The organism is Pantoea sp. JZ2, assembly GCF_035191405.1.
Classification (GTDB): domain Bacteria; phylum Pseudomonadota; class Gammaproteobacteria; order Enterobacterales; family Enterobacteriaceae; genus Pantoea; species Pantoea stewartii.
Genome location: NZ_CP045247.1, coordinates 2,382,529 through 2,395,435, shown reverse-complemented (window position 1 = coordinate 2,395,435; position 12,907 = coordinate 2,382,529). Strand labels below are relative to the sequence as shown.

The 12,907-nt window shown below is 54.4% G+C and carries 10 protein-coding genes; 7 read left to right on the top strand and 3 right to left on the bottom strand.

Annotated features, from left to right (window positions below):
• The first annotated feature begins 439 nt into the window (after nucleotides 1–439).
• Nucleotides 440–1,828: a basic amino acid/polyamine antiporter gene (locus GC087_RS11510; protein WP_324028407.1), complete on the top strand. Its 1,389-nt coding sequence runs from the start codon at nucleotides 440–442 to the stop codon at nucleotides 1,826–1,828.
• Here GC087_RS11510 and GC087_RS11505 read toward each other — a convergent pair.
• The gene (locus GC087_RS11505; protein ID WP_006119255.1) at nucleotides 1,825–2,235 is read right to left on the bottom strand and encodes a hypothetical protein; all 411 of its coding nucleotides are present in this window, start codon (nucleotides 2,233–2,235) and stop codon (nucleotides 1,825–1,827) included. The two genes, GC087_RS11510 and GC087_RS11505, sit on opposite strands and share 4 nt — an antisense overlap.
• 174 nt (nucleotides 2,236–2,409) lie before the next feature.
• On the opposite strand from GC087_RS11505, the gene rstA reads away from it, so the two are divergent.
• From rstA to GC087_RS11480, 5 genes are all read left to right on the top strand, one after another.
• Complete coding sequence (gene rstA, locus GC087_RS11500; RefSeq protein WP_006119256.1) at nucleotides 2,410–3,135, top strand: two-component system response regulator RstA; 726 nt, start codon at nucleotides 2,410–2,412, stop codon at nucleotides 3,133–3,135.
• Nucleotides 3,132–4,433 carry a two-component system sensor histidine kinase RstB gene (gene rstB / locus GC087_RS11495; RefSeq protein WP_006119257.1) on the top strand — a complete coding sequence of 434 codons (1,302 nt, stop codon included), beginning with the start codon at nucleotides 3,132–3,134 and terminating at the stop codon, nucleotides 4,431–4,433. The genes rstA and rstB overlap by 4 nt, the downstream gene beginning before the upstream one ends.
• A gap of 18 nt (nucleotides 4,434–4,451) precedes the next feature.
• Nucleotides 4,452–5,939, top strand: a complete 1,488-nt coding sequence (locus GC087_RS11490) for a carboxypeptidase M32 (protein WP_058701851.1) — start codon at nucleotides 4,452–4,454, stop codon at nucleotides 5,937–5,939.
• A 167-nt stretch (nucleotides 5,940–6,106) separates the two neighbouring features.
• Nucleotides 6,107–6,592, top strand: coding sequence for an acid resistance repetitive basic protein Asr (gene asr / locus GC087_RS11485; RefSeq protein WP_006119259.1), 486 nt, complete (start codon nucleotides 6,107–6,109; stop codon nucleotides 6,590–6,592).
• Between the two features lie 278 nt (nucleotides 6,593–6,870).
• Nucleotides 6,871–7,680, top strand: a complete 810-nt coding sequence (locus GC087_RS11480; RefSeq protein ID WP_006119261.1) for a trypsin-like serine peptidase — start codon at nucleotides 6,871–6,873, stop codon at nucleotides 7,678–7,680.
• A 76-nt stretch (nucleotides 7,681–7,756) separates the two neighbouring features.
• Here the strand turns inward: GC087_RS11480 and hrpA are convergent, their stop codons facing one another.
• Nucleotides 7,757–11,656, bottom strand: a complete 3,900-nt coding sequence (gene hrpA / locus GC087_RS11475; protein ID WP_324028406.1) for an ATP-dependent RNA helicase HrpA — start codon at nucleotides 11,654–11,656, stop codon at nucleotides 7,757–7,759.
• Nucleotides 11,657–11,903: 247 nt separating this feature from the next.
• On the opposite strand from hrpA, the gene azoR reads away from it, so the two are divergent.
• Complete coding sequence (gene azoR, locus GC087_RS11470) at nucleotides 11,904–12,503, top strand: FMN-dependent NADH-azoreductase (protein WP_006119264.1); 600 nt, start codon at nucleotides 11,904–11,906, stop codon at nucleotides 12,501–12,503.
• Between the two features lie 72 nt (nucleotides 12,504–12,575).
• Here the strand turns inward: azoR and GC087_RS11465 are convergent, their stop codons facing one another.
• The gene (locus tag GC087_RS11465) at nucleotides 12,576–12,896 is read right to left on the bottom strand and encodes a YdbL family probable chaperone protein (RefSeq protein WP_033741770.1); all 321 of its coding nucleotides are present in this window, start codon (nucleotides 12,894–12,896) and stop codon (nucleotides 12,576–12,578) included.
• Nucleotides 12,897–12,907: the final 11 nt, after the last annotated feature.

Here is a 12,907-nt window from a genome sequence, read left to right as displayed (position 1 = left end):
TAAAGCTGATCTGCCTGACGAAAAATAATTTACAAGAGACCTTTTCTAAATAAGTTGCAAATCAAAGCGCGAACTAACAGAACTAACTCGTTGTTATAATGGTTAAAAAGCCGAAAACGCTCGATGATATTTCAGTTTGCGACGAGATCTCCACATAAAGCACTCAGAGCTTTTAAAAAAGTCAGCGAACCAGACGCTTAACCGTGCTGAATGTAAACCCGTAGTACGACAAAATGCCTGGTGCAGTGTAGGTTAGCCCCAACTGTTTGCATAATCCCTGCGCAATTTTGCATAGTCACGCATTGCCATCCTTCACCGCACTCCGTAAAATCCTCCGCCTGTTTTTCAGCGTATTACACGCGATTTACGCAACACAACACCGATATAATAGGGTGTTTATGCTGGTCACCCAGCCACTTATGCTCGCAGGAAGAATGTTTTGGAGAAAAAATTAGGCCTCAGTGCCCTGACCGCGCTGGTACTCAGCTCCATGCTGGGTGCGGGTGTTTTCAGCTTGCCACAAAATATGGCGGCGGTCGCAGGTCCGGCCGCGTTGCTGACTGGCTGGCTGATCACCGGCGCAGGGATTATTTTCCTGTCACTGGCGATGCTGCTGCTGACGCGACTCAAACCCGATCTGGATGGCGGTATCTTTACCTACGCCCGCGCTGGATTCGGTGAATTGACGGGATTTTGTTCCGCCTGGGGTTACTGGCTGTGTGCGGTTATCGCCAACGTGTCCTATCTGGTTATTGTTTTCTCTGCCCTGAGTTTCTTCACCGATACGCCAGACAGGGTTATTTTTGGTAACGGGAATACCTGGCAGGCGATGCTGGGCGCATCCGTAGTGCTGTGGCTGGTTCACTGGCTGGTATTGCGGGGCGTTCAGACCGCCGCCAGCATTAACCTGCTGGCGACACTGGGCAAACTGGTGCCGCTGCTGCTGTTTGTGGTGCTGGCCGTCATGGCCTTCGATTATGACCGCTTCCATTTTGACTTTTCCGGGCTGAGCCTCGGCGTTCCGTTATGGCAACAGGTCAAACAGACCATGTTAATCACGCTATGGGTGTTTATCGGCGTGGAAGGTGCTGTAGTGGTCTCGTCGCGTGCGCGCCATAAAAAGGATGTCGGACGGGCGACGCTGCTGGCCGTGCTGGCCGCCCTGCTGGTTTATCTGCTGGTCACCCTGCTGTCGTTAGGGATCGTGCCGCGCGCGGCGCTGGCTGAAATGCGTAACCCTTCGATGGCGGGCCTGATGACGCAACTGACGGGAAGCTGGGGTAACGCAATCATTGTCTTGGGCTTGATTATTTCTGTCTGCGGTGCCTATCTGAGCTGGACCATTATGGCGGCAGAAGTGCCGTTTATTGCCGCGCAGCAAGGTGCCTTCCCTCGCAGTATTGCCCGCCAGAACGTCCGTAATGCGCCAGCCGCCTCACTGTGGCTGACAAACGGTAGTGTGCAGGTTTGCCTGATCCTGATCGCCCTGACCGGTGCGGATTACAACATGCTGTTGACCATTGCCTCAGAAATGATTCTGGTACCCTATTTGCTGGTGGGATTGTATTTGATCAAGGTGGTCAAAGGGCAACATAAACCCTGGGCGCTCGTGACAGGCATCGGTGCTAGCGTGTACGGCATCTGGTTGCTGTATGCCTCCGGTCCACTGCATCTGTTTATGTCTGTCGTGCTCTATGCGCCGGGCATTTTGCTGTTTATGTTCGCACGTCGGGGCGGACATGCGGTGGCGCTGCGGCCCGTTGAGCGGGTTGCCATGGTCTGTATTATGGTGGCAACCCTGCCTGCGATGTGGGCCCTACTGACTTAGTGAGACTGACCGAGAACCACGCACAGCAGGTCATCCTGCTGTGTCAGCGTCACGGGCTTACGGTACTCTTCATGAATCGCCTCCAGCTGTTTCTCTGACAGCGGATACGGAAGCTGGATATCCACGCGGGCAATGTGCTGCTGCTCGGCTAACGTAATCAGGCGGGCGATGTTGATTTCGTCGCTGACCTGGGTTGATATGATTTGCAAGGCTAATTCTTTCAGGTGATCTTCACTTGCCTGTAAACTGTGCGCAGATTTGCGTGTCACCATGCCGAATATGGGCAGTACGCCATAGATGGCATCCACAAAGCTCCAACGTTTTTTGCAGGATGCCGACAGGAAATCACTGTAGTTAAAGCGGATGCGATCACGGTATACCGCTGATGCCAGCTCTTTATCAAACACTTTGGCTCCTCAAGGTGATCACAATGAATCCGGAACTCATATTAAACGCAGGGTTAATGATTGCATATTTTGCGGATTATATACCAGTTACTCAAGGATATTTCGTGTGATTGGATAGAGCTCTGCGCCAGGAAAAGTTATGCTTTATCCCTCCTTTTTACGTTAGTGTGAATTATGCATAAAATCGTTTACGTAGAAGATGAACCGGAGGTCGGTTCGCTCATTGCCGCCTACCTGGGACGCCATGATATTGAAGTGATTGTTGAGACGCGCGGCGATCGGGCTGAAGCCACCATTGCCGAACAGCAACCTGACCTGGTCATGCTCGACATCATGCTGCCCGGCAAAGATGGCATGTCAATCTGCCGTGACTTACGGGCAAACTGGCAGGGGCCGATCGTGCTGCTGACCTCCCTTGACAGCGATATGAACCATATCCTCGCGCTGGAGATGGGCGCGCAGGACTATATTCTGAAAACGGCCCCCCCAGCCGTTCTGCTGGCGCGATTGCGTCTGCACCTGCGTCAGTCACAACAGGTGCAAAGTGAAGAAGCCCCTGCGCCGACGAAAAATACACGCATGTTGCGCTTTGGCTCACTGACCATCGATGCCCTGAATCGCCAGGTCGTGCTGTTTGAAGAAAATATCGCCCTGTCCACGGCGGATTTTGATCTGCTTTGGGTGCTGGCCAGCCATGCCGGGCAAATTCTTAACCGTGATGCCTTGCTGAAAACCTTACGCGGCGTCAGTTACGATGGCATGGATCGCAGTATTGATGTCGCCATCTCGCGTTTGCGTAAAAAACTGCACGACAGCGCAACAGAGCCATTCCGTATCAAAACCATCCGCAACAAAGGCTATTTGTTTGCGCCGCAGGCCTGGGACACGCGTTCGGTATGAAAAAACTTTTTATTCAGTTCTACCTGCTGCTGTTTGTCTGTTTTCTGGTGATGTCGCTGATGGTCGGGCTGGTCTATAAATTTACCGCCGAACGCGCAGGCCGCCAGTCCATGAACGACTTGATGGCCAGCTCGCTCTACCTGATTCGCAGTGAACTGCGTGAAATCCCGCCGCGCGACTGGAATAAAACGATCAAAAGTCTGGATCTCGGTTTGTCATTTGAGCTGCATATTGAGCCCATGAGCCGGTTCGAACTGGATGAAAATGAGTTACGCCGTCTGCGTGCGGGCGAAATCGTTGCGCTGGACGACAAATACACCTTCCTGCAACACATTCCGCGTAGTCATTATGTCCTGACCGTCGGACCTATACCTTACCTTTTTTATCTGCATCAAATGCGCCTGCTGGATATGGCACTGGTCGTATTTATTGGCATGTCGCTTGGGCTGCCGGTATTTATCTGGCTGCGTCCGCACTGGAAAGAGATGCTGCGACTCGAACATGCCGCTCAGCGTTTTGGTCAGGGACAACTGGACGTGCGTACTCATTTCGACAGCACCTCCAGCCTGTTTCGCGTTGGCGTCGCATTTAACCAAATGGCTGAGAATATCAATACGCTCGTCGCCAGCAAGAAACAGCTTATTGATGGTATCGCTCACGAGTTGCGTACACCGCTTGTGCGGCTGCGCTATCGTCTGGAGATGAGCGATAACCTGAGCGAAGCCGAATCTGCGGCGCTGAATCGTGATGTGAGTCAGTTGGAAAGCCTGATTGAAGAGCTGCTGACTTATGCCCGTCTGGATCGTCCACGCGTCGACCTTAATTTGCAGTCGCTGGATCTGGCCAGCTGGTTGCGTGAACGCATGGAAGACTTTCAGGCCATCAACCCGGATACGCAGATTGAGCTGGATTTACCCCAGCGGGAAAACTACGGCGTTTCAGACACCCGGCTTATGGAGCGCGTGCTGGACAATCTTGTCAATAACGCGCTGCGCTATGCAAACCAGCGCCTGCGGGTCAGCTTATGGTTTGACGGCGCAGTCGGTAATTTGCAGGTCGACGATGACGGTCCGGGGATCCCCCATGAAGAACGTGAACGTGTATTTGAACCCTTTGTCCGGCTCGATCCGAGTCGCGACCGCGCAACGGGCGGCTGTGGACTTGGCCTGGCCATCGTTCATTCCATCGCCCATGCGCTCAGCGGCCGGGTTTCCGTTGAAACCAGCCCGCTTGGTGGTGCCAGCCTGCGTTTTAGCTGGCCGCTCGATCTCCCCTTTCGGGAACTTCCACGACGTTAACGCATTCAGGAGCTTTGTGTGACTTCAGCCTATCAACACCTTTGTAAGACCTTCCAGCGCCTGTCGCGTTTCAGTCATCTCAGCGCCATCGCCGGATGGGACATGCAAACCATGATGCCCGCCGGTGGCAGCGCCGCACGGGGCGAAGCGCTGGCGGAAATGAGTGTGCTGCAACATCAGATTCTGACGGATAAACGCATTGGTGACTGGCTGGATCAGGCAGAACAGCAATCGCTGAATGATGTTGAACGCGCCAATCTGGGCGAAATGCGCCGCGCTTATGTTCAGGCAACATTACTGCCTGCTGAACTGGTCGAAGCCAAATCCATTGCGGGATCGCGCTGTGAGCATGCCTGGCGTACACAGCGTCCGGCAAACGACTGGCAGGGTTTTGCGACCAATTTGAAAGAGGTCGTACGCTTAAGCCGTCAGGAAGCTGAACTGCGTGCGCAAGCGAACGGCTGCTCCCGCTATGACGCGCTGCTTGACGTGTTTGAACCGGGCATGACCAGCGCCACGCTGGATCATACCTTCGGGCAGTTAAAAACCTGGCTTCCACACTTGTTGCAGCAGGTCGTCGAAAAACAGGCTCAGCAGCCGGTGATCACGCCCCAGGGACCGTTCCCGATAGCCTCACAGCGCGAACTGGGTTTACGCGTGATGGCCGAGCTGGGGTTTGATTTTAACCATGGCCGCCTGGACATTAGCGCGCACCCTTTCTGCGGCGGCGTGCCCGAAGATGTGCGTATTACCACCCGCTACAATCAGGATGAGTTTCTGAGCGCCATGATGGGCGTCATTCATGAGACTGGCCACGCGCGCTACGAACAGAATTTGCCTGAGCAATGGCGCGGTCAGCCGGTTGCGCTGGCGCGATCCACGGCCATCCATGAGTCACAAAGCCTGTTTATGGAAATGCAACTGGGACGCAGCGCACCTTTCCTGCAGCGTATCCTGCCGCAAATCATCAGTCAGCTCGGTGACCAGCCCGCCCTTCAGGCAGATAACTTTGTCCGGCTGACGCAGCAGGTTAAACCGGGCCTGATTCGGGTGGATGCGGACGAACTGAGCTATCCGGCGCACGTCATTCTGCGCTACGAGATCGAACGCGCGCTGATTGAAGGCGAGATTGAGGTTGAAGACATTCCGGCGCTATGGGATGAAAAGATGCAACAATCCCTGGGTCTGGATACGCGCGGCAACTACCGCGATGGCTGCATGCAGGATATTCACTGGACCGATGGCGCCTTCGGCTATTTCCCGACATACACACTCGGGGCGATGTACGCTGCGCAGCTGTTCCAGGCGTTACAAAACGCAATTCCGCAATCCGCCGAGCTGATACAGCATGGCGACCTGCAGCCGGTATTTGACTGGCTCCAGCAGAATATCTGGCAACATGGCAGCCGTTTCACCACCGAACAGTTGATTGTCAATGCTACTGGCGAAGCGCTCAACCCAGACTATTTCCGCAAACATCTTGAGCAACGTTACCTGAACAGTTAAGGTAGCAGGCGGCCTGAGGGCCGCCTTTTCCTCCCGTACATCCCCTTTGTACAATCGGTTACACAGCGATACTAATCACCCACGGACGCGCCAGTTTTATTTTCATATAGTCTTCTCACCGGCCCCGCAGTGGGCTACACATGAAAAAATAGTCCGAGGATTTTGCAATGAAAAAATTATTTGCACTGGTAATCGCCGCTGCTATGGGTCTGTCTTCAGTTGCTTTCGCTGCTGAGACAACTGCCGCTCCTGCAACTGCTGCTCCAGCGGCTGCGACCACCACCGCTGCACCTGCTAAAGCTGAGCACAAAGCTGCTGTCCATAAGAAGCATCATAAAGCTGCACAGAAAGCGCAGGCTGCTAAGAAACACCACAAAAAAGCTGCCCAGAAAGCACAGGCCGCTAAGAAGAAAGTAGCGAAGAAAGACACTGCACAGAAAGCGCAGGCTGCTAAGAAACACACCAAAAAGCCAGCTCAGAAAGCCCAGGCTGCTAAAAAACACCACAAAAAAGCTGCCCAGAAAGCTCAGGCCGCTAAAAAGCACCACAAAAAAGCAGCCCAGAAAGCTCAGGCCGCTAAAAAACACACCAAAAAGCCAGCTCAGAAAGCCCAGGCAGCTAAAAAGCACCACAAAAAAGCCGCTAAAAAATAAGGTCGCCCTTTAGGGTCCGAGTAAGCGTTAATAATTAAAAACACCCGGTTCTGCCGGGTGTTTCTTTACTGGAGTGGCTAATATGGTCCGTCGCTATCGCTTCGAAATTATTCTGATTGTGATGATCTTATGTGGCGTTATCGCGGCCAGTTTTTTTATTTAGTCGCTGTAGCGTACTGATTCACTGAAAAAACTCCCTTTTTCACGCCTCACTGACTATAGTTATGTCACTTTAGTAATAACAAAAACGTTTTCTTTTTCTCGCTATTGAGAGTTCTATGCGCCTGGCTACCCTGTTAATCGTTGGACTTTTCAGTTTCACCGCGTTTGTTCATGCTGATGATAATGATGATTCACCGACACCCGCCGAAATTAAAATGTTGTTTTTTGGCAAAGATCATCGCCAGGCCATTACCGATGTCAGCGCGGCCCCCTGGGATGCGATAGGACAACTGGAAACCGAAAGCGGTAATCTGTGCACCGCCACGTTAATTTCTCCCCATCTTGCCCTGACGGCGGGCCACTGTTTACTGACACCTCCAGGTAAATTTGATAAACCCGTAGCGCTACGTTTTATGTCTACCAAAAAAGGCTGGCGCTACGAAATTCATGACATCGATGCGCGCGTTGAACCGTCGCTGGTGCATAAGCTGAAAGCGGATGGCGAAGGCTGGATCGTCCCCAGCAATGCAGCGCCGTTCGATTACGGTTTGATTATTTTGCGCAATCCCCCTTCTGCCATTACGCCGATTCCGCTGTTTGAAGGTTCGCGTAGTGACTTAACCGAAGCGCTGAAAGCGGCGGGCCGCAAGGTGACCCAGGCAGGTTATCCCGCCGATCATCTCGACAGCCTGTATTCACACAGCGACTGCCTGATTACCGGCTGGGCGCAACGGGCGGTTTTATCGCATCAGTGCGATACCTTGCCTGGCGACAGCGGTTCTCCGCTCCTGCTGAAAGGCGATAAGGGCTGGCAACTGATAGCGGTGCAGAGTTCTGCCCCGGCGGCGAAAGACCGTTATCTGGCTGACAACCGCGCGATTGCCGTGACGTCATTTAAAGACCGGCTGGAAGCGCTGGCGCAGTAGCTCTCACCGTTACACAAAAAAGCCCGCATTCTTAAATGCGGGCTTTTTTATTCTTACAAGACCCTGTTTGCCGCCGTCAGGCGGTGATCTGCTCCATCGCCTGCATGATGCGCTTATCTGAAATGGGATAAGGCGTGCCAAGCTGCTGTGCGAACAGACTGATGCGGAGTTCTTCCAGCATCCAGCGAATATGCAGCACATCCTCATCATCCTGACGCTGCGGCGGCAGTTTGTTGCGCCAGGCCTGCCAGGCCTGTTCAACGGCCTGAACCCGGAGCATACGGGCGCGGTCGCTGTGGGGATCAACCGGCAATTTTTCCAGCCGACGCTCAATACCGTGCAGGTAACGCAAGGTATCTGCCAGATGCTGCCAGCCATTTTGGGTCACAAATCCCCGGTACACCAGCCCATTCATCTGCGCCTTAATATCGGCCAGCGCCAGCGCCAGTGTCATATCAACCCGACCTTTAAGGCGCTTATTGATATTGAAGACCGCCGTCAGAATCTGCTCAACCTGCTTTGCTATCTCCACCACGGTATCATTCAGCTCGGCGCGGACCTTCTCGCGCAGCGCATCGAAGGCCGCCTGTTCCCAGGCCGGTCCACCCGCCTCGGCAATCAGCTTATCGATACCGCAGGCAATACAGTCATCGATCAGCTCCATCACTTTGCCATAGGGATTGAAATAGAGGCCCAGCTTGGCTTTATTCGGCAATTTTTCGTGCAGATATTTCACCGGCGACGGAATATTCAGCAACAGCAACCGACGCTGACCGCGCCACATCATTTTCTGCTGCTCATGCTCACTGTCGAATAACCGGATGGCCACACTGTCTTTCTCATCGACCAGCGCGGGCCAGGCTTTTACCTGGTAGTCGCCGCGTTTTTGCTCGTAGCTGCGAGGCAAATCGCCAAAGCTCCAGAGGTGTAAACCGCGCTGTTCCAGACCATCATCCGCCACGTTGGACAGCGTTTCCTGCACCTTGCCTTTAAGCAGCACTTTCAGCGCCGCGAGATCTTTACCTTCCTGCAGCTTACGGTTGTGTTCGTCTACCACCCGGAAGGTCATTTTCAGATGATCGGGCACCTGTTCCCATTGCCAGTCGTCCCGCTCCAGCGTCACGCCCGTCATCCGGCGGAACTCGCGCGACAGGGCATCAAGCAGCGGCATTTCCATTGCGGTCACGCGACCTAAAAACGCCTCGGCATAGTTTGGCGCGGGCACCAGATGACGACGCAGCGGCTTCGGTAACGATTTAATCAGCGCAATAATCAGTTCACGCCGTACACCGGGAATCTGCCACTCAAAGCCGGCTTCATCGACCTGGTTCAGCAGCGGAAGCGGAATATGGACCGTCACGCCATCGGCATCCGCACCGGGTTCAAACTGATAACTCAACCTGAGTTTGAGATTGCCCTGATGCCAGACATTGGGATAGTCGAGCTGGCTGACCGTATCGGCGCCCGCTTTGATCAGCATCTGCTTATCAAAATTGAGCAGTTCCGGGGTGGTTTTGCTGACCTGTTTCCACCAGCTGTCAAAGTGGCGTGCGGAAACCACCTCTTTCCCTACACGTTGGTCGTAAAAGGCAAACAAGGTTTCGTCATCTACCAGAATGTCGCGGCGACGCGATTTATGTTCCAGGTCTTCCACTTCACTGCGCAGCTTCTGATTAGCACGGAAAAATGCGTGGCGCGTTTGCCAGTCGCCTTCCACCAGCGCGTGGCGAATAAACAATTCGCGACTCAGCGTAGGATCGATCGCGCCATAGTTGACCTTGCGCGCGGCCACAATCGGCAAGCCGTACAAGGTGACTTTCTCACTGGCCATGACGGCGCCCTGCGATTTCTCCCAGTGCGGTTCACTGTAGCTACGTTTGATCAGATGCTGTGCCAGCGGTTCTATCCATTCCGGATCGATACGCGCGGCAATACGGCCCCAGAGTCGGCTGGTTTCCACCAACTCCGCCACCATTGTCCACTTGGGCGGTTTTTTGAATAAACCTGAGCCCGGAAAAATGGCAAAGCGCGCATTGCGTGCACCGGTAAATTCCTGCTTTTCCGCATCTTTCTGGCCGATATGCGACAGTAAACCGGTCAGTAACGCACAGTGGATCTCGCGATACTCCGCCGGTTCGCTGTTCACCGGCATACCAAGCTCACGGACCACCTGACGCAGTTGGGTATAGATATCCTGCCATTCCCGTACGCGCAGGTAGTTAAGGAAATCGGCTTTACACTGGCGACGGAAGACATTGCCGGACAGCGCTTTTTGCTGCTCGCCCAGGTAGTTCCACAGGTTAACAAAGGCCATAAAATCAGACTCTTTGTCAGCAAAACGCCGGTGTTTTTCATCGGATGCCTGCTTCTTCTCTGCCGGGCGTTCGCGCGGATCCTGTATCGACAAACCTGCCGCGATAATCATCACTTCGCGCACACAGCCGTACTGCCGGGCAGCCAGCACCATGCGTGCCAGGCGCGGATCCACAGGCAGTTGCGCCAGCTGGCGGCCGGAGCCGGTGAGCTTATAATGGCCTTCTTCGCTCAGGGTCAGCGCGCCCAGCTCCTCCAGCAATCTGACGCCGTCCTGAATATGGCGTTTATCCGGCGCTTCCACAAACGGGAATGCCGCAATATCGCCCAGTCCCAGCGCGGTCATCTGCAAAATGACTGAGGCCAGATTGGTGCGCAGAATTTCGGGATCGGTAAAGGCCGGACGGCTCAGGAAATCCGCTTCAGAATACAACCGGATACAGATCCCTTCCGATACGCGGCCGCAACGTCCTTTACGCTGATTCGCGGAAGCCTGAGAAATGGGCTCTATCGGCAGACGCTGAACTTTGGTGCGGTAGCTGTAGCGGCTGATGCGCGCCGTGCCCGGATCGATGACGTACTTGATGCCCGGCACGGTGAGCGAGGTTTCGGCAACGTTCGTCGCCAGCACGATACGTCGCCCGCTGTGTGACTGAAATACCCGATTTTGCTCACTGTTCGACAGACGCGCATACAGCGACAGCACTTCGGTATGCGGCAAATCGCGCTTCATCAGCGCATCGGCGGTATCGCGAATCTCCCGCTCGCCGCTCATGAAGATCAGAATATCGCCCCGGCCCTCCTGGCTCAGCTCATCAACCGCATCAAATATCGCCTGAAGCTGATCGCGTTCCACATCGTCCGCCTCTTCGACGACCGGACGATAACGGACTTCCACCGGATAAGTCCGGCCCGATACTTCAATCACCGGCGCGTTGTTAAAGTGGCGGGAGAAGCGCTGCGGATCGATAGTCGCCGAGGTGATAATGACTTTAAGATCCGGACGGCGCGGCAGCAGCTCACGCAAATAACCCAGCAGGAAGTCGATATTCAGACTGCGTTCGTGCGCTTCATCGATGATGATGGTGTCATACTGCATCAACAGGCGATCCTGCTGGATCTCCGCCAGTAGAATCCCGTCGGTCATCAGCTTAATCTGCGTGGTTTCACCGACCTGATCATTAAAGCGCACTTTGTAGCCGACGCAGCCGCCCAGCGACGTTTCCAGCTCTTCGGCAATGCGGTTCGCGACGGTGCGCGCCGCAAGACGACGAGGTTGCGTATGGCCAATTAAACCGGTGATACCGCGTCCCAGCGCCAGGCAAATTTTGGGCAACTGGGTGGTTTTTCCCGAGCCGGTTTCACCTGCCACGATCACGACCTGATGAGCGCGAATCGCATCCGCGATATCCTGCTGTTTCTGACTGACCGGAAGATTATCCGGGAACGTGATGCGCGGTGTGGCGGCAATACGCTGGGCCACGCGCTGTTCAGCCGCGAGAATATCCTGCTCCAGTTCGGCGGCAATACCGTGTTGGGCATCAGGATTTTTCACTTTTCTGGCACCGTGCAACCGGCGTTGCAGCCGCTGCCGGTCGCGCAGCATCAGGGCATCAAGCCGCGACCAAAGCGGCGTTAAGGGAGATGAAACCGGAGAAGACATAGTAATGACGTACCTTACTCAGGCGGTATGGACTCAGCGTACAGTGCTAAGATAACCCGCTGATTAACGATAATAATTGCGCCTATCATAGCACATTCCCGTTTGCCGCGCGGCCCTCGCGCATGACGGGTTGTTCAATTAATTCGAATATAGCTCTCGAAATATTGCGCTTTCCCGCTCCGTTCAATATTTGTAAAGTGTAAGCCATTGAGCGGGAAGCCTTCCGCGTAACAGACAGGAAACTACGATGAGCAAAGTATTAGTTCTGAAATCAAGCATTCTTGCAGGCTATTCACAATCTGGTCAGCTGGCTGACTTCTATGCTGAGCAGGCAAAGGCCAAAGGCGATCAGGTGACCGTGCGTGACCTGGCAGAAAACCCGGTACCGGTGCTGGATGGTGAGTTAGTGGGCGCGCTGCGTCCTTCTGATGCGCCGCTGTCTCCGCGTCAGCAGGAAGCCTTGTCACTGTCTGATGCGCTGATTGCAGAGCTGCAGGCACATGATGTGGTGGTGATTGCTGCCCCAATGTACAACTTCAACATTCCTACGCAGTTGAAGAACTATTTCGACCTGATCGCCCGTGCTGGCGTGACCTTCCGTTATACCGAAGCCGGCCCGGAAGGCCTTGTCAAAGGCAAGCGCGCCGTGATTCTGTCCAGCCGTGGTGGCATTCACAAAGATACCGCTTCTGACCTGCTGACTCCTTACGTCAAGCTGTTCCTGGGCTTTATCGGTATCACTGATGTCGAGTTTGTGTTTGCCGAAGGCATTGCCTATGGCCCGGAAGTCGCGACAAAAGCCACCGCCGAAGCAAAAGACGCGATCAAACACATCGTTGCGGCCTGATTCGCCGATCTTATCTGGAAAACCGGGCTGAGCCCGGTTTTTTTATGCCTGCCGTACAACGTTGTCGCCCGGCTATTTCCTGAGCCACTGTCCGTTGATGCCGCGTACATATTCCCCCGCTGCGGCACGGTTTACCAGCTTCTGTCCGGCGATTCTGGCCACCTCATCCGTTGTCAGGTTGTTCTGCTCTGCCAGACGTTGATACTGTGCAGCACGACCGTCATTAATGCGTTTAACCAGTGCCAGCGTGTCGCTGTCATCTGCGCGCGGCGCAATATATCCTGACAGTGTTTCTCCCACCCGGCCTGACTGACGGGCTTCATCCAGCGTCAATGCCCAGGCGGGCAGGCTCATCGTAAGGGCCAGTAAGCATGTGATGCCGATGCGTTTCATGCGGACTCTCC

What these genes read in the sequence shown, in the direction of transcription:
- rstA (WP_006119256.1), top strand. Translation starts at nt 2,410, where the DNA reads ATGCATAAAATCGTTTACGTAGAAGATGAACCGGAGGTCGGTTCGCTC.
- rstB (WP_006119257.1), top strand. Translation starts at nt 3,132, where the DNA reads ATGAAAAAACTTTTTATTCAGTTCTACCTGCTGCTGTTTGTCTGTTTT.
- asr (WP_006119259.1), top strand. Translation starts at nt 6,107, where the DNA reads ATGAAAAAATTATTTGCACTGGTAATCGCCGCTGCTATGGGTCTGTCT.
- GC087_RS11480 (WP_006119261.1), top strand. Translation starts at nt 6,871, where the DNA reads ATGCGCCTGGCTACCCTGTTAATCGTTGGACTTTTCAGTTTCACCGCG.
- hrpA (WP_324028406.1), bottom strand. Translation starts at nt 11,656, where the DNA reads ATGTCTTCTCCGGTTTCATCTCCCTTAACGCCGCTTTGGTCGCGGCTT.
- azoR (WP_006119264.1), top strand. Translation starts at nt 11,904, where the DNA reads ATGAGCAAAGTATTAGTTCTGAAATCAAGCATTCTTGCAGGCTATTCA.
- GC087_RS11465 (WP_033741770.1), bottom strand. Translation starts at nt 12,896, where the DNA reads ATGAAACGCATCGGCATCACATGCTTACTGGCCCTTACGATGAGCCTG.